This is a genomic window from Streptomyces sp. NPDC046881, assembly GCF_040645015.1.
Taxonomy (GTDB): domain Bacteria; phylum Actinomycetota; class Actinomycetes; order Streptomycetales; family Streptomycetaceae; genus Streptomyces.
The window spans coordinates 12,687-34,566 of record NZ_JBEYXJ010000009.1; the positions used below are offsets into that span (position 1 = coordinate 12,687).

Genomic DNA, 21,880 nt, shown 5'->3' on the forward strand with positions numbered 1-21,880 from the left:
AACGGCGATCGCGGCCGCTGAGGTGCGGCCCCGGTCGCCGTTTCACTCTTCATGGTGAGTGAATTTCGTACGCTTGTCGTAAGTTACGCACGGTGTTCGAACAAAAGCCCTGAGTTTAAAAGGAGTTGAGGTTACTCCTCCTGCGGGGGCGATTTCAGGTGCTTGCCGAATATGACACGGCGATGATCCGGTCGGACTAAGCTCGCCCGCGGCGCACCGAGTTGAGCCAATTCGTGCGTCTGTTCCCAAACATGCCGTACGTCCCGATCCTTCACGTACCTTTCCCCCCGCAAGCTCCCCCGACACCCAGCCGATTCGTCTCAGAAGGCATCCATGGTGAGTGTTCAGAAGCCTCCCGGTCGCCGCGAACGCCCCTATGCGCGTGTACTCCTGCCACCGGCCATAGTGATGGCCGCGGCGGCCGGCGCCGCCGTCGCCCTGGTACCGCCCGCGGCCCGGTTCGCCGTCGGCGTGTGCGGAGCGCTGGCCGTGCTGCTGGTCCTCGGCACGGCCGGGGAGGCCGCCCGCCGCGGCCGACGGCTCCGCGAGGCACAGGACGAACACGCCCGTCACGCGGCGTACCTGGAGCAGCGGATCGCCGCCCACAACGAGCTGATGGAGCGCTTCGCCACCGAGGTCCTGCCCAACGGCTTCTACCGGCTGCGCCGCGGCCAGGTCCTCCGCAACGTCGTGCGCGACGTCTTCGACGCGGACCCCTACCTGCGCTCCCTGCCCGACGGCTACCGCGAACTGATCCGCATGGCGCTGCGCGGTGCCGACCAGGAGATCTCGATGCGCGACGCCACGGAGCGCTCCTTCGTGAGCGTCGCCCGGCGCGTCCAGGCCATCGTCCACCAGCAGGCCCAGGAACTGCGCGAGATGGAGGAGGACCACGGCCGCAACCCCGAGGTCTTCGACGACCTGCTGCGCATCGACCACGGCACCTCGCTGATCGGCCGGCTCGCCGACACCATCTCCGTCCTCGGCGGCGGGCGGCCCGGCCGCCAGTGGCCCAAGCCGGTCTCCCTCTACAGCGTGCTGCGCGGTGCGATGTCGCGCATCCTGGAGTACCGCCGCATCAACCTCGCCTCCATCGTCAACATCAACATCAAGGGCACCTCGGTCGAGCCGGTCATCCACGCCGCCGCCGAACTCCTCGACAACGCCACCCGCTACTCGCCGCCCACGACCAAGGTGCACGTCACCGCCGTCGAGGTGCAGTCGGGCGTCGTCATCGAGATCGAGGACTGCGGGGTCAGCCTGAGCGAGGAGTCCCGCGCCCGCATCGAGCAGATGATCGTGGACGCCAAGAACGGCGAGGACGCGCACAACCTCGGCGAGAACCCGCGCCTCGGCCTCGCCGTCGTCGGCCGCCTCTGCAAGCGGTTCGACATGGAGGTCTCGCTGCGCTCCTCCGCCTACGGCGGGGTCCGCGCCATCCTCGTGGTGCCGCGGGTCATGACGACCACCGAGCCCGGGGTCGGCGCCGTGCAGGCCCACGGCATCGGTGCCGCCGCCGCCCAGATCCCGACGGCGGACGCCGTCGAGGGCCCCAAGCGCCCGGCCAAGAAGCGCCGCCCCACCAGCCCCAAGATCCCCGCCGGCATCTCCCTGGAGGACGACGTCCCCGAGGTCACCGAGTGGACGGCGGGCGGCCTGCCGCAGCGCCGCAGCCGGGTGCGGACCTCGCTCACCCAGCGGTACGCCGAGCAGGCCGCCATCGAGCGGGCCGAACGCGAGGGCCGGCCGACCATCTGGTCGCAGCGGAAGCCGGAGCCCGAGCCCGAGCCCGAGATCGACCCCGAGCGCAAGAAGCTCATGGAACGGCCGCCGGGCCTGTGGATGGAGGACTTCTGGAACGGCCTGCGCAAGGGCATGCCGCCGGACACCCCCACCCACGAACTGACCGACTTCACGCTCCACCCGACCAAGTACCTGCATCTGCTCAACGATCCGGCCGACTACGCCGAGGGCGTCACCGAGGGCGCCACCGAGGCCGACGACGAGGGGGACCTCAAGTGATCCAGCAGCGAGGCAACCTGGACTGGATGCTCAAGCAGCTGAACGACGGCGTGCCGGGCATCGAGATGATCGTGGTCCTCTCCGCCGACGGACTGCGCATCGCCCGCTACGGCGGCGACCCCGACGCCGCCGACCGGGTGGCCGCCGCCTGCGCGGGCGTACAGAGCCTGGCCACCGCCATCATCCAGGAGCTGCCCGAGGCCGGCGACATGAAGACCGTCGTCTTCGAGATCGACGGCGGCTACTTCTACCTCATGAACGCCGGCCCCGGCGCCTTCCTCGCCGTGCTCTCCGACGTGACCTGCGAACCGGGGCGGATGAGCGGCATGATGCGCGACCTCGTCGTCCGGATCGGCGCCCACCTCACCAGTCCGCCCCGGCGGAACGGGCAGACCGTATGACCCCTCCACGACGCATGCGGCGCCGGCCGCAGCCCCCGACCCCGACGCCGCAGCCGGCCCCCGAGCCGGCGCAGCCGCCGCAACCCGCGCTGCCGGAGGCGGCGGACGGCCAGGGACCGCGCGCGAACCCGGAACGGCTGTACTCCGTGGCCGAGTCCGACGACGCCCGCGCCGAACTCGACCTGGTGACGTTAATCGTGGCGCGTACCGCGCCACCGGTGTCCGCCACGCCGGAGCAGGCGGCAGTGCTCCGCCTCTGCCACGCCCCGCTGTCGGTGGCGGAGCTCTCGGCCTACCTCAGGCTTCCGTTCAGCACGATGACCGTCCTGCTCACCGAGCTGATCACGGCCGAACTGGTGCACGCGCGCGCGCCCATCGTCCGCCAGGCCGTCCCCGACCGATCACTCCTCGAAGCGGTGATGCATGGACTTCAAAGGCTCTGACACCCTCCCCGGCCCGCGCACCGAGGACCACCTGCCGCACACGGCGCAGGCCGCGGTGAAGATCGTGATCGTGGGCGGTTTCGGCGTCGGCAAGACCACCATGGTCGGTTCGGTCAGCGAGATCAGACCGCTGACCACCGAGGAGACCATGACGCAGGCCGGCATCGGGGTCGACGACGACTACGGCTCCGACTCCAAGACGGCCACCACCGTGGCCATGGACTTCGGCCGCATCAGCATCACCGAGAAGCTGGTGCTCTACCTCTTCGGCACCCCCGGCCAGGAGCGCTTCTGGTTCCTGTGGAACGGCCTGTTCGAAGGCGCGCTCGGCGCGGTCGTACTGGTCGACACCCGGCGCCTGGAGGTCAGCTTCGACGTCATGGGGCGGCTGGAGGAGGGCGGCGTGCCCTTCGTCGTCGCCGTCAACTCCTTCCCGGACGCGCCCCGTTACCCCGTCGAGGAACTGCGCACCGCGCTCGACCTGAGCCCGGACATCCCGATCATCGAGTGCGACGTGCGCCGCCGGGCCTCCAGCAAGGACGTGCTGCTGACCCTGATGCGCTTCCTGCACTCGCTCGCCATGTCCGGCGCCCTCACCTGACGGCAGCCCCCCGACCCCTGACCTTTCCGTTCCGAAAGCGACCACTGTGACGCCTGAACCCCCCTTCCCGACCGGCACGCACGACACCCTCTCCGGTCCGCCGCCGGGCTGCCCCGCGCACGGCCTCGTCCCCGGGGGACCGCGCCGGCTCTACGGCCCCGAAGCGGAGGACCTCGGCGAGCTGTACGAGCGCCTGCGCGAGGAGCACGGCCCCGTGGCGCCCGTGCTCCTCCACGACGACGTCCCGATGTGGGTGGTCCTCGGCCACGCCGAGAACCTGCAGATGGTGCGCCAGGCCTCCCAGTTCACCCGCGACAGCCGGATCTGGACCCCGCTGCGCGAGGGCAGGGTCAAGCCCGACCACCCGCTCATGCCGCACATCGCCTGGCAGCCCATCTGCTCCCACGCCGAGGGCGAGGAGCACAAGCGGCTGCGCGGCGCCGTCACCGCGGCCATGGAGACCATCGACCACCGCAGCGTGCGCCGCCACATCGGCCGCTACACCCAGATCCTCGTCAACAGCTTCTGCGAGCGGGGGCGGGCCGAGCTGGTCTCCCAGTTCGCCGAACACCTGCCGATGGCCGTGATGTGCGAGATCCTCGGCATGGCGGAGGAGTACAACGACCGGATGGTGCAGGCCGCCCGGGACGCCCTCAAGGGCACCGAGACCGCCATCCAGAGCCACGCCTACGTCATGGAGGCGCTCAGCCGGCTCACCACCCGGCGGCGCGCCGAGCCCGAGGACGACTTCACCAGTCACCTCATCACCCACCCGGCCGGGCTCACCGACGACGAGGTCCGCGAGCACCTGCGGGTCGTCCTCTTCGCGGCCTACGAGGCCACGGCCAACCTCCTGGCCAACGCGCTGCGCATGGTGCTGACCGAGCCGGGCTTCCGCGCCCGGCTCAACGGCGGCCAGATGACGGTGCCGGAGGCGATCGAGCAGTCCCTGTGGGACGAGCCGCCGTTCAGCACCGTCCTCGGCTACTACGCCAAGCAGGACACCGAGCTGGGCGGGCGGCAGATCCACAAGGGCGACGGGCTGCTCTTCGCGCCCGCCCCGGGCAACGTCGACCCGCGGGTACGGCCCGACCTGTCCGCGAGCATGCAGGGCAACCGCGCGCACCTCGCCTTCGGCGGCGGCCCGCACGAGTGCCCCGGCCAGGACATCGGCCGCGCCATCGCGGACGTCGGCGTCGACGCGCTGCTGACCCGGCTGTCCGACATCCAGCTCGACTGCCCCGAGGAGGACCTGCGCTGGCGGTCGTCCATCGCCTCCCGGCACCTGGTCGCCCTGCCGGTGCGCTTCGAACCGAAGCCGCAGCAGGACGTCGACCTGCCGCCGCAGGCCATGCCCGTCCCGCAGCAGCGCTCCCACTGGCAGGTCGGCACCCTGAGCACCGACCCGGCACCGCCCGCCGAACCCCGGCCGGTCAGCGTGCGTCCCGCCCTCATCCCGCCCCCGGCCCCGCCGGCGACCCCGCAACTTGTTCGTCCCCGGGGCTTCTGGCGGCGACTGCTGGCCTGGTGGCGCGGCGAGTGAGACCCGCCCCTCCCGGGAGCCCGGCGTGATCCGGACGACGGGTCCTAGGCGGCCCAGGTCTCGTACGACGTCCAGGCGCGGAGTGCGCGTGCGCTGGTGAACGCGTGCTCCGCGCCCGTGACGGGGTCGGTGAACTCCAGATGCCGGGCCAGCAGTTGGAGGGGGCGGCGGAAGGTGCCGGGGGGTTCGGGAGCGGCCACCTCGGGATAGAGCGGGTCGCCGAGGATGGGGACGCCCAGGGCGTTCAGGTGCACCCTCAACTGGTGGGTCTGGCCGGTCGTGGGGACGAGCCGGTAGCGGCCGAGGCCGGCGCGGTGCCCGGCCAGTTCCACACGGGTCTCCGCGTTCGGCTCGCCCGGGACCTCCCGGGCGGCCTGCACCCCCCGCTCCTTGACGATCCTGCTGCGCACGGTCCGGGGCAGGGCGAGCGCGGGGTCGTACGGCGCCACGGCCTCGTACTCCTTGCGCACGCGCCGGTCCCGGAACAGCGTCTGGTAGGCGCCGCGTTCCTCGGGCCGTACCGTGAACAGCACCAGCCCGGCGGTGAGCCGGTCCAGGCGGTGGGCCGCCGTCAGCGTCGGCATGCCCAGCTCGCGCCGGAGCCGGGCCAGCGCGGTCTCGGCGACGTGCATGCCCCGTGGCGTCGTGGCCAGGAAGTGCGGCTTGTCGGCCACCACGATGTGCTCGTCCCGGTACACCACCTCCACCGGGAACGGCACCGGCACCTCGGCGGGCAGCTCGCGGTGGAACCAGACGTACGTCCCCGGCCGGAACGGCGCGTCCGGCGCCACGGCCCGCCCGTCGGCCCCGACCACCAGCCCCGCGGCGAACATCGACTCGATCGTCCCGGGCCCGGCCCCCGTCAGCCGCTCCACCAGGTGCTCGCGCACGGTGGCCCACGCCCCGTCCGCGGGGAGTCGTACCCGCACGGGGTCGACCCCCTCGCGCTGGGGGAGCGGGGCGGGCGGGGGCGGGGTACGGCGTCTCATCGGGGTCAAGGGTACGGGCACGGCGTCACCGGGACGGGGGGCCGAAATCGGGTGCGCCCACGGCCGCGCACTCGGCAGGATGTCGGGCATGCCCTATCTCACCAGCCCGGTCGTGGCACCCGGCGCACTGGCCCGCGCCCCCCAGCCCACCCTCCCCGCCGGCGACGGCCTGGTCCTGCGCCCCTGGCGGGCCGAGGACGCGCCCGCGGTGCACGCCGCCTTCCAGGACCCGGTCCTGCGGCAGTGGCACATAAGGTCCTGTGACTCCGCCGAGGAGGCCGCCGGCTGGATCGCGCAGTGGCACCAGGGGTGGGCGGACGAGCGCGAGGGGCAGTGGGCCGTCGTGGAGGAGGCGACGGACGAGCTGCTGGGCCGGGTCGCGCTGCGCCAGATCCTGCTCGGGGACGGCGTCGCCGAGGTGGCGTACTGGACGGTGGCGCGGGCGCGGGGCCGGGGCGTCGCGGTGCGGGCCACGGCGGCCCTGGCCCACTGGTCCTTCGAGGAGCTGGGCCTGCACCGCCTGGAACTCACCCACGCCACCGCCAACCAGGCGTCCTGCCGGGTCGCCGGCAAGGCCGGGTTCGCCCTGGAGGGCACCAAGCGCAGCGCCCTGAACCACCCGGACGGCTGGCACGACATGCACCTGCACGCGCGCGTGCGCGGGGACTGAGAGCCACGGCGGACGTGAGGAAGCGGCGGCCCCGAGCCGGGTGCCGCCGCTTGGGTACGTCCGCTCAGGCCGCCGCTGCCGCCGCGCCCTCCTGCTCGGCCTCGATCCGGGCGTTCCACTCCCGCTTGGAGGCCTGCCAGCCGTCCTCGTTGTGGCCGAGGCGCCAGTAGCCGGAGATCGACAGGTCCTCGCGCGGGATCTCCCGCTCGACCCGCAGCAGCCGGCGCAGCTCCTTCACGAAGCCCGCCTCGCCGTGCACGAAGGCGTGCATCCGGCCTGCGGGGAACTCCAGCCCGCGCACGGCCTCCACCAGGGCCTCGCCGACCGGCCGGTCCCCGCGGTGCAGCCAGACCACCGGCACCTCGGTGTCGATCTTCTGCTCCTCCTCGGGGCCGGACACCTCGACGAAGGCGTGCGCACGGGCGCCGGCGGGCAGCGTCTCCAGGGCGCGGGCGATCGCGGGCAGCGCGCTCTCGTCACCGGCGAGCAGGTGCCAGTCGGCCTCCGGGTCGGGCGCGTAGGCGCCGCCGGGGCCCATGAAGCGCACGGTGTCGCCGGGCTGCGCCCGGACGGCCCAGGGGCCGGCCAGGCCCTCGTCGCCGTGGACGACGAAGTCCAGGGTCAGCTCGCGCCGGCCCGGGTCCCAGGCGCGCACGGTGTACGTCCGGGTCACCGGCCACTGCTCGCGGGGGAACTCGGCGCGGATCCGCTCCAGGTCGAACGGCTCCGGGTAGGTGACGCCGTCGGCGCCGAACAGCAGCTTCACGTAGTGGTCGGTGCAGGTGTCCGCGGCGAATCCGGCCAGGCCCTCGCCGCCGAGCACCACACGCTGCATGTGCGGGGTCAGCCGCTCGGTGCGCATCACCTGGGCGGTATGGGGCTTGCGCGGCTTTCGTCCCGGACGCTCTGCCATCACGGCCTCCTGCGGGGGTTGGTTAGGTTTACCTAAGTTAGCATCCCGCTCTGATTCCACACCTGTTCCGCCGGCGCCCGCGGAGATCCCTTTACCGGAATATTCCGGTAGCCGTCACCGCGCGAGCGTCGTCAACAGCCGCTGCAGCGAGCCGCCGAGGCCCCACCGGTGCGCCAGCTCCTCCAGCGCCGCCGGATCGCGCGGGGCCCGCGGCAGCGTTGTGTCGACGTCCGGAAGCGGCACGTCGTCGGCCACCCGCACCACCTTCGGCGCGACCGCGAGGTACGGCCGGGCCTCGGTGAGCCGCTTGCGCTGCGACGGCGTGAGCTTCGCCCGCGGGTCGTCGACCGCCGCCATGATCCCGGCCAGGTCGCCGAACTCGCCGAGCAGCTTGGCGGCCGTCTTCTCGCCGATCCCGGCCACGCCCGGCAGGCCGTCGCTCGGGTCGCCGCGCAGCAGCGCCAGATCCGCGTACCCGCGCCCGTCGACGCCATACTTCTCGCGCAGCACCGCCGCGTCGGTCAGCTGGAGCGTGCCGACGCCCTTCAGCGGATACAGCACCCGGATTCCGCGCTCGTCGTCCACCAGCTGGTACAGGTCGCGGTCGCCGGTGACGATGTCGACCGGGCCCCGGGCCCGCGCGGTGAACGTGCCGATCACGTCGTCCGCCTCGTACCCCGCGACGCCGACGCGCGCGATCCCGAGCGCGTCCAGCACCTCCTCGATCACCGGCACCTGCGGGGCGAGGGTGTCCGGCACCTCCTCCGCGTCCGGCGCGCCCTCGTGCTCCTCGGCGACCCGGTGCGCCTTGTAGGTGGGGATGAGGTCCACCCGCCACCGCGGGCGCCAGTCCGCGTCCATGCAGGCCACCAGGTGCTCCGGCCGGTGGTCCTTGACCAGCCGGTCGATGAAGTCCAGCAGCCCGCGGACCGCGTTGACGGGCGTGCCGTCCGGCGCCTTCACGGAGTCCGGGACGCCGAAGTAGGCGCGGAAGTACAGCGAGGCGGTGTCGAGAAGCATCAGTCGTCCGGTCACGCACGCATCATGCCGCACGCCACCGACAGCGCCCGGCGGCCCCGGAACGCGTTGCGTGACGCGCACTGCCGTGAACCCGGCCACTTCCGAGTTTGCCTCGCCTTGACCTGGGGAGGCGCGGCCTCTGTCATGTCCCCGGAGACGAGAGGTACGTGTGTCAGCCAGGCTTGAGGCGGAGCACCTGTTCAAGGTGTTCGGCAGACGACCGCACGAAGCAGTGGAACGCCTGCGTGGAGGCGCCGACCGGACGGAGCTGCGGGCCGACGGCACGACCGCCGCCGTGATCGACGCGTCCTTCCGCGTCGAGGCCGGTGAGATCTTCGTCGTCATGGGGCTGTCGGGGTCCGGCAAGTCCACCCTGCTGCGCATGCTCAACGGGCTGCTGGAGCCGACCGCGGGCAGCGTGCGTTTCGACGGCCAGGACCTGACCGCCCTCACCGACCGGGAGCTGCGCGCCCTGCGCTCGAAGAAGATCAGCATGGTCTTCCAGCACTTCGCGCTGTTCCCGCACCGCAGTGTCCGCGACAATGCCGCCTACGGCCTGGAAGTGCAGGGCGTGCCCCGCGCCGAGCGCGAACGCCGCGCCGACGAGGCGCTCGCCCTGTGCGGCCTGGCCGGCTGGGAGACGTCCTGGCCCGACGAGCTGTCCGGCGGCATGCAGCAGCGCGTCGGCCTCGCCCGCGCCCTCGCCACCGACGCCGACGTGCTGCTGATGGACGAGTCCTTCAGCGCCCTGGACCCGCTGATCCGCCGGGACATGCAGGACCAGCTGCTGGAACTCCAGAAGACCCTGAAGAAGACCATCGTCTTCATCACCCACGACCTCAACGAGGCCATGCGGCTCGGCGACCGCGTCGCCGTCATGCGGGACGGCCGCATCGTCCAGACCGGCACCGCCGAGGACATCCTGCTGCGCCCGGAGAACGACTACGTCGCCTCCTTCATCCAGGACGTCGACCGCTCCCGGGTGCTGACGGCCGGAGCGCTCATGGACACCTCGGTCACGGCCGACGCACCCCTGTGCGGCTGCGAGACCGCGACCCGCCGGACACCCTTCGTGGAGCTGTGCGCCATCAGCGCCCGGCTGTCGCACCGGGTCTCCGTCGTGGACGAGGCGAACCGGGTCGTCGGCGTCGTCCCGCGGCAGCGCCTGGTCGGCTTCCTCGGCGACGAGACGGCCGGTCCCGTGCCCTGCGACAACCCGGACGGGAAGGTGATCAGCCGTGCCTAGGATCCACCTCGGCGACTGGGTCGACTCCGGCGTCGCCTGGCTGGTCGACCACCTCTCCTGGCTGTTCGACGCCGTCAGGGCGGTGACGGAGGGCATGTACGACGGCATCGACGCCGTGCTCACCGCGCCCGCACCGCTGCTGACGGCGGGCATCCTCGCCGTCGTCGCCTGGTGGCTGCGCGGGCTGCTCGCCGGAGTCCTCGCCTTCGCCGGGTTCGCCCTCGTGGACTCGCTCGACCTGTGGGACCGGGCCATGTCCACCCTGGCGCTGGTCCTCGTGGCGACCGTGATCGCCCTGGTGATCTCGATCCCGCTGGGCGTCCTGGCCGCCCGTTCCAAGGCGGTCAGCGCCGCCGTACGGCCGGTGCTGGACCTGCTCCAGACCATGCCGTCGATGGTGCTGCTGATCCCGGCCATGCTCTTCTTCGGGCTGGGCACCGCCGCCGGTGTCGTCGCCACCCTGATCTTCGCGCTCGCCCCCGGCGTCCGCATGACCGAACTCGGCATCCGGCAGGTCGACGCCGAACTGGTCGAGGCCGCCGAGGCGTTCGGCACCACCCCGCGCAACATCCTGTGGCGGGTCCAGCTGCCGCTCGCCCTGCCGACCATCATGGCCGGCGTCAACCAGGTGATCATGCTCGGTCTGTCCATGGTCGTCATCGCCGGCATGGTCGGCACCGGCGGCCTCGGCGGCGCCGTCAACGAGGCCATCGGCCGGCTCGACATCGGCTACGGCTTCGAGGCGGGCGTCGGCATCGTCGTCCTGGCGATCTACCTCGACCGGGTCACCGGCGCGCTCGGCACCCAGCTCTCCCCGCTGGGCCGCAGGGCCGCGGCGAAGGCCCCCACGCGCGCGTGGTCGTACCGCCCGCGCCCGGCCGTCGCCGTGGCCGGAGTGGCCGTCCTCGCCCTCGTCGCGGGCGGACTCGGGATCTTCGGCCCCTCGGCCGGCACCTCCGAGGCCTCCGGCACGGACGTCGGCAAGGGCAAGGAGATCCGGATCGGCTACATCCCCTGGGACGAGGGCATCGCCTCCACCTTCCTCTGGAAGGAGCTGCTGGAGGAGCGCGGCTTCAAGGTGACCACCACCCAGTACGCGGCCGGCCCCCTCTACACCGGCCTCGCCACCGGCCAGCTCGACTTCCAGACCGACTCCTGGCTGCCCACCACCCACGCCGAGTACTGGACGAAGTACGGCAAGCGGCTCGACGATCTCGGCAGGTGGTACGGACCCACCTCCCTGGAGCTGAGCGTCCCCTCCTATGTCAAGGACGTGAATTCCCTGACGGACCTCAAGGAGCACGCCTCCGAGTTCCACGGGAAGATCGTCGGCATCGAGCCCAGCGCGGGCATGATGGGCCTGCTGAAGAGCAAGGTGCTGAAGGCGTACGGCCTGGACGGCTCGTTCGACGTGGTCGACGGCTCCACGCCGGCCATGCTCGCCGAGCTGAAGCGCGCCTACGCCAGGAAGCAGCCGGTCGTCGTCACCCTGTGGTCGCCGCACTGGGCGTACAGCGACTACGACCTGAAGAAGCTCAAGGACCCCGAGGGCGCCTGGGGCAGGGGCGACGGCGTGCACACCCTCGCCCGCAAGGGCTTCGCCGCCGACAACCCTCAGGTCGGCAAGTGGCTGAGGGACTTCTCCATGACCGAGGAGCAGCTGACGGGCCTGGAGGCGCAGATCCAGAAGTCCGGCAAGGGCAGGGAGCAGGACGCCGTGCGCACCTGGCTGCGGCAGCACCCCGGCATGGCCGACCGGTGGGCGCCCGTCGCCGGCGACCGCACCACAAGCCAGGCGGCCGGGTGACCTGACCGGCCCGGACCGCCTCCCGAGGGGCGGGCGCCGCCGGACGCCCCACGCGTCCGGTGCCGCCCGCCCCTCGCGGCGTTCCGCCCACGGCAAGGATCCGGCCAATCACCCTGCGTCAGGAGCGTTGGCCCGGGCCCGGGTGCCCCGCCCAGCTGGTCGGCCTGTTCATCCTCCAGGGTGACCGGGCCCCGCACCGGTCACCGGGCCCCGATCACTGGCGCGAACCGACAGGGTGGGGATCACGGGAATGTCAGGGATGTGACAGGCACGTGAAACGGTTTGCCGAACATGCGTAGGGTGCAGAGAAGTCATCGGAAGAGGTGTGCCCCGCAGCGGGCACTCGGACAGCGGCACGACGAGTGAGGGAGGGAGCCGGAGCGATGGGCGACCACAAAGAGCAGCAGCCCGTGCGGGTGGGCGCGGCCGTCCGGCGGCGTCGCCGTGCGCTGGAACTGACCCTCGCCGTCGTGGCCGAGCGCAGCGGCCTCTCGGTGCCCTTCCTGAGCCAGGTCGAGAACGACCGGGCCCGCCCGAGCCGTACCTCCCTGGAGAAGCTGGCCGACGCCCTGCGGACCACGGCCGTCGAACTCCTCGCCGCCGCCGACCCGGCCGCCAGCGTGGACGTCGTCCGCGCCGATCACCTCCCCGAGGGCGACTTCGACCCGCGCACCCGCCCCCTGGTGCGCGGCCACCACCAGCTGCACGCCTCCGAGTTCACCGGCGACCACGACGCCGGCCGCGAGTTCCAGCACCGCAACGACGAGCTGATGTACGTCGCCGACGGCGCGGTGGAGATCGAGGCCGAGGGGCGCGCGTACCGGCTCGGCCGCGGCGACACCCTGTACCTGACGGGCGGCGTACGGCACCGCTGGCGGGCCACCGTGCCGGACACCCGGATCATCGTGGTCGCGGTGGCGGAGCACATCGAGGCCGTCCAGGACAGGTCCCGCTGACGGATCCGGCGAGTTCGGCGAAGGTGCGTGGCATGGCTGTCGGTCGTCCGCAGGCCCGTCGTGGGTCGCGCGGTTCCCCGCGCCCCTTCCGGGCGCGAGTCGTCTCCCTGGTTCCGTCCCTCACCGAGGCCGTGGCCGTCACCCTGCCCGGTGCCCTCGTCGGCGCCACCGACTGGTGCACCCACCCGGCGGACCTCGATGTCACCCGGATCGGCGGGACGAAGAACCCGAAGCTCGACCGGATCCTCGCCCTCGCCCCCGACCTGGTGATCGCCAACGAGGAGGAGAACCGCGCCCCCGACCTCGACGCCCTGCGCACGGCGGGCGTCGAGGTGCTGGTCACCGAGGTGCGCGGCGTGCCGCAGGCCTTCACCGAGCTGGACCGGGTGCTCACCGCGTGCGGTGCGCCGGGCCGGCCCGGCTGGCTGGACGCGGCCGAGGCCGCCTGGGCGGCGCCGCCCGCGCCGGCCGAGCGCCGGACGGCGGTCGTACCCGTCTGGCGCCGGCCCTGGATGGTCCTCGGCCGGGACACCTTCGCGGGCGACGTCCTGGCCCGCCTGGGCGTGGACCACGCGTACGCCACGCACGCCGAGCGCTACCCCCGCGTCCCCCTGGACGAGCTGCGGGCGGCGCGCCCGGACGTGGTGGTGCTGCCCGACGAGCCGTACCGGTTCACCGCCGACGACGGCCCGGAGGCCTTCCCCGGCCTGCCCTGCGCCCTGGTCAGCGGGCGGCACCTGACGTGGTACGGCCCGTCCCTGACCGAAGCGCCACGGGTGCTGGCCGGGGCGCTGCGAGCAGCTCGCCGCTGAGCAGGCCGCGCACGGTGCCCCGGGCCGCCGCGAGCCAGGCGGCCACCAGGACGCCGTACAGGCCGGCGGACAGGGCGTCGTACACCGCCAGACCGGTGTGCCGGGCGAGGGCCGCGGCGCCGGTGACACAGGTGCCCACCGGGAAGGTGAACGCCCACCAGGTCAGCGCGAAGCCCATGCCCCGGCGCCGGGCCCGCACCAGGTGCGCGGTGGCCAGCCCCAGCCAGAGCAGCGCGAAGCCCATCACCGGCACCCCGTAGAGCACGGCGAACACGCCGAGACCCCGGTCGTACGGGGCCGGTACGACCCCGGGGGCGGCGTCCGCGATCAGTGCGACGGCGGTGGTGGACTGGCCCAGCGGGCCGAGAACCAGGAACAGGGTCGGGGTGAGCGCGAGCGGCAGCGGCCCCGCGGTGAGCAGCCGGGCGAAGACCAGCGGCAGCATCAGCAGCACGGCCAGCAGGCTCAGCCCGAACAGCGCGAAGCAGGCCAGCAGCAGGGTCTCCCGGGGCTGCCCCGGCGGCAGGTGCGGCACCAGCAGCGGGCCGAGCGCGGCCGACACCATGGGCGCGACCAGCGGCAGCAGCCACACCGGGGTGGCCTGGGCGGCCTCGACGCGGTGCCGTACGGCCATCAGGTACGGCACGGCCACGGCGGTCCCCAGCCCGACCGCCGTACCGGTGGTGAACAGCACGGTGTCCAGGGCGACGGCCGCACGGACGCCGATCAGCTCCCGGCCGGCCGTCAGGGCGCCGCCGCCGACCGCCAGCAGGGCCATCGCCAAGCAGCCATAGAAGGGGGCCACGGCGGGGTCGAGGAGGTGGGCGCGGGCCTGGTCGCGGTGGCGGCTCCAGTGCACGGCCCGGGCGGCCAGCAGGACCACCAGCAGGAGCAGGGACAGCGCCCAGACGGCCGCGAGGACACCGCGCGCTCCGTGCGCCGGTCCGGGCAGCGCGATGCCGGCCGAGCCGACGACGGCGGTGCCCATCACGGAGGCGTACCAGTTCGGGCCGAGGTGCCGGAGCCGGTCGGCACGGGGGAGGGGCAGGGGCTGGGCTGCGGTGACCATGTCACCACGGTCCCGCGGCCGGTCGCCCGTGACCAGGGAGTTCCCCTCTATGAGGACATAAGCTGGTCTTATGAGCGAGGCGGAAGAACAGCGGCAGCCGACGGCATCCCTGGCGCACCGGGTACCGGACCTCGCCGCGCTGGAGCTGCTGATCGCGGTGGCGCGGCTGGGCAGTCTCGGCGCGGCGGCACGCGAGGTCGGGATCACCCAGCCCGCGGCCAGCAGCCGGATCCGCTCCATGGAACGGCAGCTGGGCGTCGCCCTGGTCGACCGCTCGCCGCGCGGCTCCCGGCTCACCGACGCCGGCGCCCTGGTCACCGACTGGGCCCGGCGGGTGGTGGAGGCCGCTGCGGCCTTCGACGCGGGGGCGCGGGCGCTCAGGGACCGGCGGGACTCGCGGCTCAGGGTCGCGGCGAGCATGACCATCGCCGAGTACCTGCTGCCCGGCTGGCTCCTCGCGCTGCACGCCGAGCGGCCCGACACGGCCGTCTCGCTGCTCGCGGGCAACTCCGCGAAGGTCGCGGAGCTGCTGCTGGCCGGCGAGGCGGACGTCGGCTTCGTGGAGGGGCTGTCCGTGCCCACGGGGCTGGATTCCACGGTCATCGCCCACGACCGGCTGATCGTCGTCACCGCGCCGGGCCACCCGTGGGCCCGCCGCCGGCGGCCCGTGACGGCGACGGAGCTGGCCGCGACCCCGCTCATCCTGCGCGAACGCGGCTCCGGCACCCGCCAGGTCCTCGACGCGGCCCTCGGCGGCCCGGCCCGCCCGCTGATCGAGCTGTCCTCCACGACGGCGGTGAAGGCCTCGGCGGTCAGCGGCGCCGGCCCCTCGGTCCTGAGCGAACTGGCGGTGGGCGAGGAACTGTCGATGCGGCGCCTGGTCAGCATCCCGGTCGAGGGCATGACCCTCCACCGCGACCTGCGCGCGGTCTGGCCCACGGGCCACCGCCCGACCGGCCCGGCCCGCGAACTGCTGTCGCTGACACGGGGCTGAGAGCGCGCACGGCTCCGCCGCGGACCGCGAGTAGCCGTCACGGATCCCGACCCGGACCCGGACCCGGATCCGGTCCTAGGCCCGGTCCTGGGCCCGGGCCCGAGCCCGAGGGAGAAGCAACACTCCGTCGCGGATCGCTCCCGAGCGGCCCGGTGCCTCCCCGCCCAGCCGCACCCGGAAGCGCCCCGCGACCCCTGCGGCGCCCTCCAACCCCGCCCCGGCGTAAATTCCTTGGCCGTGTCACGGGGCGAACCGGCACCATGCTCCGCATGACCGTCGTCGCGCCGCCCGCCACGGGCGTCCGTGTTCCCTGGGAAGTCCTGCCGGCCGTCGTCCGTGACGCCGTCGGGCAGGTGCTCGGGGCCCCGGTGGTGCGGGCCGTCACGCAGAGCGGCGGCTTCTCGCCCGGTGTGGCCGCCCGGGTGCGCACGGCGTCCGGCCGTACCGGATTCGTCAAGGCGGTCAGCGCCGAGGTCAACCCGCACAGCCCCGGCCTGCACCGCAAGGAGGCACGGAACGCCGCCGCCCTGCCGGCCGGCGTGCCGGCGCCCCGGCTGCTCGGGTCGTACGACGACGGCACCTGGGTGGCGCTGGTCTTCGAGGAGGTGGCGGGGCGCCAGCCACACGTGCCCTGGCGGCCGGCGGAACTGCGCCGGGTGCTGGACGCGGTGACCGTGCTCGCCCGCACCGGCACGCCGTCCCCGGTCGACGCCCCGCCCGTCGCCGACGAGCTGGCCGACGACTTCGCCGGCTGGCGCGCGCTCCGCGACGGCGAGGCCGGCGACGTACGGGACCTGCTCGGCGAGTGGCCCGCGGAGCACCTGGCCGAACTCGCCGCGCTGGAGGCCGGATGGGCCGAGGGCGCGTCCGGGGACACCCTCGCCCACGGCGACCTGCGCGCGGACAACGTCCTGCTCACGGCCGACGGTGTCGTCTTCGTGGACTGGCCGCACGCCCTGCGCGCCGCGCCCTGGTTCGACCTGCTGGTCATGCTGCCGTGCGTGCGGGCGCAGGGCGGCCCGGACCCGGAGGAGGTCTTCGCCGCGCACCCCCTCGGCCGGGCGGCGGACCCGGGCGCCGTGACCGCCGCGCTGGCCGCCCTCACCGGCTACTTCCTGCGCGGCTCGCTGCGGCCGGCGCCGCCGGGTCTGCCCACCCTGCGCCCCTTCCAGCGCGCGCAGGGCGAGGCCGCCCTGGCCTGGCTCAGGAGGCGGCTGTGACCAGGGCCCGCATCACCCGCAGGTCCTCGGCCATCTCCGGATGCCACTGCACGCCCAGCACCCAGCCCCGGTCCGCCGGCAGTTCGACGGCCTCCACGGTGCCGTCCGCCGCGTAGGCCGATGGGACGAGCCCCTCGCCGAGCCGCTCCACCGCCTGGTGGTGGTACGTCGGCACCGTCAGCTCTTCCGGGACGATGCCGGCGTACCGCGTGCCCGGCACCGGCTTCACCGGGTGCTCGCCGAACACGCCGACCAGCTCCGCGTGCCCGTCCAGGTGCTGGACCAGCGTGCCGCCGAGGGCGACGTTCACCAGCTGCATGCCCCGGCAGACGCCGAGCAGAGGCACCCCCGCGGCCAGCGCCGCCCGGATCAGCGCGAGCTCCCAGGCGTCCCGCTCCGGCGCGGGCGGCCCCGTGCGCGGTGAGCGCTCGGCGCCGTACCGGGCCGGGTCGACGTCGGGGCCGCCCGCGATGACCAGCCCGTCGAGCCGGGCCACCGCGGCCTCGGCGTGCTCCGGCGCGTCCGGCGGCAGCAGCGCCGCCAGCCCGCCGGCCCGCTGCACCAGCCGCGGGTAGCCGGCCGCCAGCAGCACCGCGTCCAGCTCCCACACCCCCCAGCGCACGCCGGACTCCAGATACGTGCTCACACCGATCAGCGGCCGTGCGGTCATGCTGCCCTCCCTGGCATGCGACGGCGCCGACTGAAGCGCCCACGTGACGAGTGCCCGCTGGAAAAACTGCCCACCTTCAAAGGTGCTCACCCATACCTTTGCAGACCGCGGCTCAGGTCAGGAAGCCCCGCAGCAGCGCCGCCGTCCCCGCGCAGTGCTCGCGCATCATCTCCCGCGCACCGTCCGCGTCCCCGTCCAGCACCGCCTCCACCAGCGCGGTGTGCTGCCGCTGCGAGTGCTCCAGGTTGCGCACCAGCAGCGGGATGCAGTCGAGCAGATCGTTCACCGTGGCCCGGACCGCCGCGTACTGCGCGGTCAGTGACGGCGAACCGCACAGCTCGGCCAGCGTCAGGTGCAGCAGCGTGTCCGCCCGCCGGTAGTCGGCCAGCGGGGCCCCGTGCGTGCGGTCCAGCGCCTCCCGCAGCCGCTGTGCCTGCTCCCCGGTCAGCCCGTGCGCCGCGCACAGCCCCGCCGCCCCCACCTCCAGCACCTCGCGGAAGCGCAGCACGTCCTCTACGTCCACCTCGGCGATCCGGCGCCGCAGTTCGTCCTCGCCGCCCGCGTCCGTGCGGGGCAGCACGAACGTTCCGCCGTACCGTCCGCGCCGCGCCTCCACCAGGCCCTGGTCCTGGAGCACCTTCAGCACCTCGCGCAGCGTCACCCGGCTGATCCCGAGCCGCTCCGCCAGCTCCCGCTCGGCCGGCAGCCGCTCGCCGCCCGGCACCAGGCCCAGCCGGACGACCTGCAGGATCTGCTCCAGCGCCTCCTCGAAGCCGTTGCCCGCCCGCACCGGCCGCAGCACCGCGGCGAGCCGGTCCTCCAGCCCGCCGGCACCCATGTCCTGCGACATCGGCCGCACCCCCTTCCCAAGCAATGGTTCTCCGCAATACCTTATGGCTCCCGGCCCGGCCGAAAAAGCGCGATGGCGCCGAAGGAGGCTCTCCCGTGGCAGACCGCACACCCCCGCTGAGCGTCGAGGAACTGCACGCCCTCGTCGCGGGCGGTGAGATCGACACTGTCGTCCTGGCCTTCCCCGACATGCAAGGGCGGCTGCAGGGCAAGCGGTTCGCCGCCCGCTTCTTCCTCGACGAGGTCCTGCAGCACGGCACCGAGGGCTGCAACTACCTGCTCGCCGTCGACACCGAGATGAACACCGTCGACGGCTACGCGATGTCCTCCTGGGACCGCGGCTACGGCGACTTCGCCATGCACCCCGACCTGTCCACCCTGCGCCGCATCCCCTGGCACCCCGGCACCGCCCTGCTCGTCGCCGACCTCGCCTGGAACGACGGCTCCCCGGTGGTCGCCGCCCCGCGCCAGATCCTGCGCCGCCAGCTGGAGCGGCTCGCCGCACTCGGCTACACCGCCCAGGTCGGCACCGAGCTGGAGTTCATCGTCTTCAAGGACAGCTACGAGCAGGCCTGGAACGCGAACTACCGCGACCTCACCCCGGCCAACCAGTACAACATCGACTACTCCATCCTCGGCACCGGCCGCATCGAGCCCCTGCTGCGCCGCCTGCGCAACGACATGGCCGGCGCCGGCCTCACCGTCGAGTCCGCCAAGGGCGAGTGCAACCCCGGCCAGCACGAGATCGCCTTCCGCTACGACGAGGCCCTCGTCACCTGCGACCAGCACGCCCTGTACAAGACCGGCGCCAAGGAGATCGCCGCCCAGGAGGGCGTCTCGATCACGTTCATGGCCAAGTACAACGAGCGCGAGGGCAACTCCTGCCACATCCACCTCTCCCTCGCCGACGCCGACGGCACCAACGCCATGGCCGGCCCCGACGGGATGTCCGAGGTGATGCGGCACTTCCTCGCCGGACAGCTCGCCGCCCTGCGCGACTTCTCCCTCCTGTACGCCCCCAACATCAACTCCTACAAGCGGTTCCAGCCCGGCTCCTTCGCGCCCACCGCCGTCGCCTGGGGCCACGACAACCGCACCTGCGCCCTCCGCGTGGTCGGGCACGGGCGCTCGCTGCGCTTCGAGAACCGGCTGCCGGGCGGTGACGTCAACCCGTACCTCGCCGTGGCGGGGCTGGTGGCCGCCGGCCTGTACGGCGTCGAGCAGAAGCTGGAACTGCCCGACCCCTGCGCCACGAACGCCTACACCGCCGGGTTCGAGCACGTCCCCACCACCCTGCGCGAGGCCGCCGAGCTGTGGGAGAACAGCCCCGTGGCCAAGGCCGCCTTCGGTGACGAGGTGGTCGCCCACTACCGCAACATGGCGCGCGTCGAGCTGGAGGCCTACGACGCCGCGGTCACCGACTGGGAGCTGCGCCGCTCCTTCGAACGCCTGTGAGCCCGCGCACCCCTGTGATTCGACGCCTGGGAAAGGTCATCACGTGTCCGACCCGCACGAGCTGAAGGTCCTCAACCCCGCCACCGAGGAGATCATCGCCACCGTCCCCGCCGCCACCGCCGAGGACGTCGACGCCGCCGTCGTACGCGCCGGCCGCGCCCAGACCCGCTGGGCCGCCCTCGCCCCCGCCGACCGGGCCCGGCTGCTGCGCCGCTTCGCCGACGTCGTCGACGCCCACACCGAGGAACTCGCCCGGCTGGAGGTCCGCGAGGCGGGCCACACCGTCGGCAACGCCCGCTGGGAGGCGGGCAACGCGCGGGATGTGCTCCTCTACGCGGCCGGCGGCGCCGAACGCCTGCTGGGCCGGCAGATCCCGGCACCCGGCGGCTGGAACGTGACCTTCCAGGAACCCCTGGGCGTGATCGGCGTGATCGCCCCCTGGAACTTCCCCCTGCCGATCGCCGCCTGGGGCTCCTTCCCGGCGCTCGCGGCCGGCAACACGGTGGTCCTCAAGCCCGCCGAGACCACCCCGCTCACCGCGCTCCGGCTGGCCGAACTGGCCCTGGAAGCCGGCCTGCCCGAGCACGTCCTCCAGGTACTGCCCGGCTACGGCGGCACCGCCGGCCGCGCCCTGGTGGACCACCCGGACGTCGCCAAGATCGTGTTCACCGGCTCGACGCGCACCGGCCGCGAGGTCATGGAGCGCTGCGCCCGCCTGGTCAAACCGGTCACCCTGGAACTCGGCGGCAAGAGCCCCAACGTGGTCTTCGCCGACGCCGACCTCAAGGCCGCCCTCGACCCCTTCTCCTTCCTGGACAACTCCGGCCAGGACTGCTGCGCCCGCACCCGCATCCTGGTCCAGGAGGCCGTGCTGGACGAGGCCCGCGCCTTCCTCGCCGACGCGCTGGCCGCCGTCGTCGTGGGCGACCCGGCCGACGAGAAGACCCAGATGGGCCCGCTGATCTCCGCCCGGCAGCGGGAACGCGTCCGCTCGTACGTCCCCGAGGACGCCCCCGCCCTGCGCGGCGGCGCCCCCGACGGCCCCGGCTTCTGGTTCCCGCCGACCGTGCTCACCGGGGAGCGGCACGACAGCCCCGCGGCCCGCGAGGAGATCTTCGGCCCCGTCGCCGTCCTGCTGCCCTTCACCGACGAGGAGGACGCGATCCGCCTCGCCAACGACACCCCCTACGGCCTCTCCGGCTCCGTCTGGACCCGGGACGTGGGCCGCGCCCTGCGCGTGTCCCAGGCCGTCCGCGCGGGCAACCTGTCCGTCAACTCCCACTCCAGCGTCCGCTACTGGACCCCGTTCGGCGGCTACAAGCAGTCCGGCCTCGGCCGCGAACTAGGCCCCGACGCCCTGACCGCCTTCACCGAGACCAAGAACGTCTTCATCAGCACGGAGGGCTCCGCACAGTGACCGCAGAATCTGTTTGCCGCCGGCTGGCCGGCCGTACCGCCGTCGTCACCGGAGCCGGCAGCGGCATCGGACTCGCCACCGTCCGCCGGCTCGCCTCCGAGGGCGCCCACGTCGTCTGCGCGGACGTCGACGAGGTCCGCGGCAAGGCCGCGGCCGACGAGGTCGGCGGGCTCTTCGTGAAGACCGACGTCACCGACCCCGAGCAGGTCGAGGCGCTGTTCGAGACGGCGTACGACACCTACGGCAGCGTCGACATCGCCTTCAACAACGCCGGCATCTCCCCGCCCGACGACGACTCCATCCTGGAGACCGGCCTGGAGGCCTGGAAACGCGTCCAGGAGGTCAACCTCACCTCCGTCTACCTGTGCTGCAAGGCCGCCATCCCCTACATGCGCCGCCAGGGCAAGGGCTCGATCATCAACACCGCGTCCTTCGTGGCCCGGATGGGCGCGGCCACCTCCCAGATCTCGTACACGGCGTCCAAGGGCGGAGTCCTCGCCATGTCCCGTGAACTGGGCGTGCAGTTCGCCCGGGAGGGCATCCGGGTCAACGCCCTGTGCCCCGGCCCGGTCAACACGCCCCTGCTGCAGGAGCTGTTCGCGATGGACCCCGAGCGGGCCGCCCGCCGCCTCGTCCACATCCCGGTCGGCCGGTTCGCCGAGACGGAGGAGATCGCCGCCGCCGTCGCCTTCCTGGCCAGCGACGACTCCTCCTTCGTCAACGCCACCGACTTCCTGGTGGACGGCGGCATCGCGGGCGCGTACGTCACGCCCCTGTAGGCCC

The 21,880-nt window shown here is 73.3% G+C and carries 21 protein-coding genes; 15 read left to right on the plus strand and 6 right to left on the minus strand.

Annotation, left to right across the window (positions count from 1 at the left end; all coding sequences use genetic code 11):
* The first annotated feature begins 333 nt into the window (after positions 1–333).
* The 5 genes from ABZ923_RS06955 to ABZ923_RS06975 are packed head-to-tail and all read left to right on the plus strand — an operon-like array spanning position 334 to position 5,010.
* A complete protein-coding gene (locus tag ABZ923_RS06955; RefSeq protein ID WP_361467751.1) occupies positions 334–2,022 on the plus strand; it encodes an ATP-binding protein in 1,689 nt (562 codons plus the stop codon).
* The gene (locus ABZ923_RS06960) at positions 2,019–2,423 is read left to right on the plus strand and encodes a roadblock/LC7 domain-containing protein (protein WP_361467754.1); all 405 of its coding nucleotides are present in this window, start codon (positions 2,019–2,021) and stop codon (positions 2,421–2,423) included. Before ABZ923_RS06955 ends, ABZ923_RS06960 begins: the two co-directional genes overlap by 4 nt.
* On the plus strand, positions 2,420–2,866 hold the full coding sequence (locus ABZ923_RS06965) for a DUF742 domain-containing protein (protein ID WP_361467757.1): 447 nt from the start codon (positions 2,420–2,422) through the stop codon (positions 2,864–2,866). Before ABZ923_RS06960 ends, ABZ923_RS06965 begins: the two co-directional genes overlap by 4 nt.
* The gene (locus ABZ923_RS06970) at positions 2,847–3,467 is read left to right on the plus strand and encodes an ATP/GTP-binding protein (RefSeq protein ID WP_361467759.1); all 621 of its coding nucleotides are present in this window, start codon (positions 2,847–2,849) and stop codon (positions 3,465–3,467) included. Before ABZ923_RS06965 ends, ABZ923_RS06970 begins: the two co-directional genes overlap by 20 nt.
* A 46-nt stretch (positions 3,468–3,513) precedes the next feature.
* The gene (locus tag ABZ923_RS06975) at positions 3,514–5,010 is read left to right on the plus strand and encodes a cytochrome P450 (RefSeq protein ID WP_361467761.1); all 1,497 of its coding nucleotides are present in this window, start codon (positions 3,514–3,516) and stop codon (positions 5,008–5,010) included.
* Between the two features lie 44 nt (positions 5,011–5,054).
* On the opposite strand, the gene ABZ923_RS06980 is transcribed toward ABZ923_RS06975, so the two are convergent.
* Positions 5,055–5,999, minus strand: a complete 945-nt coding sequence (locus ABZ923_RS06980; protein WP_361467762.1) for a pseudouridine synthase — start codon at positions 5,997–5,999, stop codon at positions 5,055–5,057.
* Between the two features lie 88 nt (positions 6,000–6,087).
* Here ABZ923_RS06980 and ABZ923_RS06985 point away from each other — a divergent pair, with 88 nt between their 5' ends.
* Entirely contained in the window at positions 6,088–6,669 is a 582-nt protein-coding gene (locus ABZ923_RS06985) for a GNAT family N-acetyltransferase (protein ID WP_361467764.1), read from the plus strand.
* Between the two features lie 64 nt (positions 6,670–6,733).
* Here ABZ923_RS06985 and ABZ923_RS06990 read toward each other — a convergent pair whose 3' ends face one another.
* Complete coding sequence (locus tag ABZ923_RS06990; RefSeq protein ID WP_361467766.1) at positions 6,734–7,582, minus strand: siderophore-interacting protein; 849 nt, start codon at positions 7,580–7,582, stop codon at positions 6,734–6,736.
* A 114-nt stretch (positions 7,583–7,696) separates the two neighbouring features.
* Positions 7,697–8,617: a 5'-3' exonuclease gene (locus tag ABZ923_RS06995; protein ID WP_361467769.1), complete on the minus strand. Its 921-nt coding sequence runs from the start codon at positions 8,615–8,617 to the stop codon at positions 7,697–7,699.
* 154 nt (positions 8,618–8,771) lie between these two features.
* Here ABZ923_RS06995 and ABZ923_RS07000 point away from each other — a divergent pair, with 154 nt between their 5' ends.
* From ABZ923_RS07000 to ABZ923_RS07015, 4 genes are all read left to right on the plus strand, one after another.
* Positions 8,772–9,848: a glycine betaine/L-proline ABC transporter ATP-binding protein gene (locus tag ABZ923_RS07000; RefSeq protein WP_361467771.1), complete on the plus strand. Its 1,077-nt coding sequence runs from the start codon at positions 8,772–8,774 to the stop codon at positions 9,846–9,848.
* Positions 9,841–11,655: an ABC transporter permease/substrate binding protein gene (locus tag ABZ923_RS07005; RefSeq protein WP_361467774.1), complete on the plus strand. Its 1,815-nt coding sequence runs from the start codon at positions 9,841–9,843 to the stop codon at positions 11,653–11,655. Before ABZ923_RS07000 ends, ABZ923_RS07005 begins: the two co-directional genes overlap by 8 nt.
* A 383-nt stretch (positions 11,656–12,038) precedes the next feature.
* Positions 12,039–12,611, plus strand: a complete 573-nt coding sequence (locus ABZ923_RS07010) for a helix-turn-helix domain-containing protein (RefSeq protein WP_361467776.1) — start codon at positions 12,039–12,041, stop codon at positions 12,609–12,611.
* A gap of 32 nt (positions 12,612–12,643) precedes the next feature.
* The gene (locus tag ABZ923_RS07015; protein WP_361467779.1) at positions 12,644–13,423 is read left to right on the plus strand and encodes a helical backbone metal receptor; all 780 of its coding nucleotides are present in this window, start codon (positions 12,644–12,646) and stop codon (positions 13,421–13,423) included.
* Here ABZ923_RS07015 and ABZ923_RS07020 read toward each other — a convergent pair.
* Positions 13,335–14,492, minus strand: a complete 1,158-nt coding sequence (locus tag ABZ923_RS07020) for a TDT family transporter (RefSeq protein WP_361467781.1) — start codon at positions 14,490–14,492, stop codon at positions 13,335–13,337. The genes ABZ923_RS07015 and ABZ923_RS07020 overlap by 89 nt on opposite strands.
* Positions 14,493–14,562: 70 nt before the next feature.
* On the opposite strand from ABZ923_RS07020, the gene ABZ923_RS07025 reads away from it, so the two are divergent.
* Positions 14,563–15,486, plus strand: coding sequence for a LysR family transcriptional regulator (locus tag ABZ923_RS07025; RefSeq protein WP_361467784.1), 924 nt, complete (start codon positions 14,563–14,565; stop codon positions 15,484–15,486).
* Between the two features lie 269 nt (positions 15,487–15,755).
* Positions 15,756–16,706 (plus strand): phosphotransferase, encoded by a 951-nt coding sequence (locus ABZ923_RS07030; protein WP_361467787.1) that lies wholly within the window; start codon positions 15,756–15,758, stop codon positions 16,704–16,706.
* Here the strand turns inward: ABZ923_RS07030 and ABZ923_RS07035 are convergent.
* Positions 16,690–17,376: a gamma-glutamyl-gamma-aminobutyrate hydrolase family protein gene (locus tag ABZ923_RS07035; RefSeq protein ID WP_361467789.1), complete on the minus strand. Its 687-nt coding sequence runs from the start codon at positions 17,374–17,376 to the stop codon at positions 16,690–16,692. The two genes, ABZ923_RS07030 and ABZ923_RS07035, sit on opposite strands and share 17 nt — an antisense overlap.
* A 112-nt stretch (positions 17,377–17,488) precedes the next feature.
* On the minus strand, positions 17,489–18,226 hold the full coding sequence (locus tag ABZ923_RS07040; protein WP_361467791.1) for an FCD domain-containing protein: 738 nt from the start codon (positions 18,224–18,226) through the stop codon (positions 17,489–17,491).
* Between the two features lie 95 nt (positions 18,227–18,321).
* Here ABZ923_RS07040 and ABZ923_RS07045 point away from each other — a divergent pair, with 95 nt between their 5' ends.
* The 3 genes from ABZ923_RS07045 to ABZ923_RS07055 are packed head-to-tail and all read left to right on the plus strand — an operon-like array spanning position 18,322 to position 21,876.
* Complete coding sequence (locus ABZ923_RS07045) at positions 18,322–19,680, plus strand: glutamine synthetase family protein (RefSeq protein ID WP_361467794.1); 1,359 nt, start codon at positions 18,322–18,324, stop codon at positions 19,678–19,680.
* A gap of 43 nt (positions 19,681–19,723) precedes the next feature.
* Positions 19,724–21,097: an aldehyde dehydrogenase family protein gene (locus tag ABZ923_RS07050; protein WP_361467796.1), complete on the plus strand. Its 1,374-nt coding sequence runs from the start codon at positions 19,724–19,726 to the stop codon at positions 21,095–21,097.
* Positions 21,094–21,876, plus strand: coding sequence for a 3-oxoacyl-ACP reductase (locus ABZ923_RS07055; protein ID WP_361467799.1), 783 nt, complete (start codon positions 21,094–21,096; stop codon positions 21,874–21,876). The genes ABZ923_RS07050 and ABZ923_RS07055 overlap by 4 nt, the downstream gene beginning before the upstream one ends.
* The last annotated feature ends 4 nt before the right edge of the window (positions 21,877–21,880 follow it).

Bases quoted from the DNA above. Each gene is read 5' to 3' on its own strand.
- ABZ923_RS07025 (WP_361467784.1), top strand. From the start codon at position 14,563: ATGAGCGAGGCGGAAGAACAGCGGCAGCCGACGGCATCCCTGGCGCAC.
- ABZ923_RS06980 (WP_361467762.1), bottom strand. From the start codon at position 5,999: ATGAGACGCCGTACCCCGCCCCCGCCCGCCCCGCTCCCCCAGCGCGAG.
- ABZ923_RS06965 (WP_361467757.1), top strand. From the start codon at position 2,420: ATGACCCCTCCACGACGCATGCGGCGCCGGCCGCAGCCCCCGACCCCG.
- ABZ923_RS06970 (WP_361467759.1), top strand. From the start codon at position 2,847: ATGGACTTCAAAGGCTCTGACACCCTCCCCGGCCCGCGCACCGAGGAC.
- ABZ923_RS06985 (WP_361467764.1), top strand. From the start codon at position 6,088: ATGCCCTATCTCACCAGCCCGGTCGTGGCACCCGGCGCACTGGCCCGC.
- ABZ923_RS07040 (WP_361467791.1), bottom strand. From the start codon at position 18,226: ATGTCGCAGGACATGGGTGCCGGCGGGCTGGAGGACCGGCTCGCCGCG.
- ABZ923_RS07030 (WP_361467787.1), top strand. From the start codon at position 15,756: ATGACCGTCGTCGCGCCGCCCGCCACGGGCGTCCGTGTTCCCTGGGAA.
- ABZ923_RS07035 (WP_361467789.1), bottom strand. From the start codon at position 17,376: ATGACCGCACGGCCGCTGATCGGTGTGAGCACGTATCTGGAGTCCGGC.
- ABZ923_RS06990 (WP_361467766.1), bottom strand. From the start codon at position 7,582: ATGGCAGAGCGTCCGGGACGAAAGCCGCGCAAGCCCCATACCGCCCAG.
- ABZ923_RS07015 (WP_361467779.1), top strand. From the start codon at position 12,644: ATGGCTGTCGGTCGTCCGCAGGCCCGTCGTGGGTCGCGCGGTTCCCCG.
- ABZ923_RS07010 (WP_361467776.1), top strand. From the start codon at position 12,039: ATGGGCGACCACAAAGAGCAGCAGCCCGTGCGGGTGGGCGCGGCCGTC.
- ABZ923_RS06955 (WP_361467751.1), top strand. From the start codon at position 334: ATGGTGAGTGTTCAGAAGCCTCCCGGTCGCCGCGAACGCCCCTATGCG.
- ABZ923_RS07020 (WP_361467781.1), bottom strand. From the start codon at position 14,492: ATGGTCACCGCAGCCCAGCCCCTGCCCCTCCCCCGTGCCGACCGGCTC.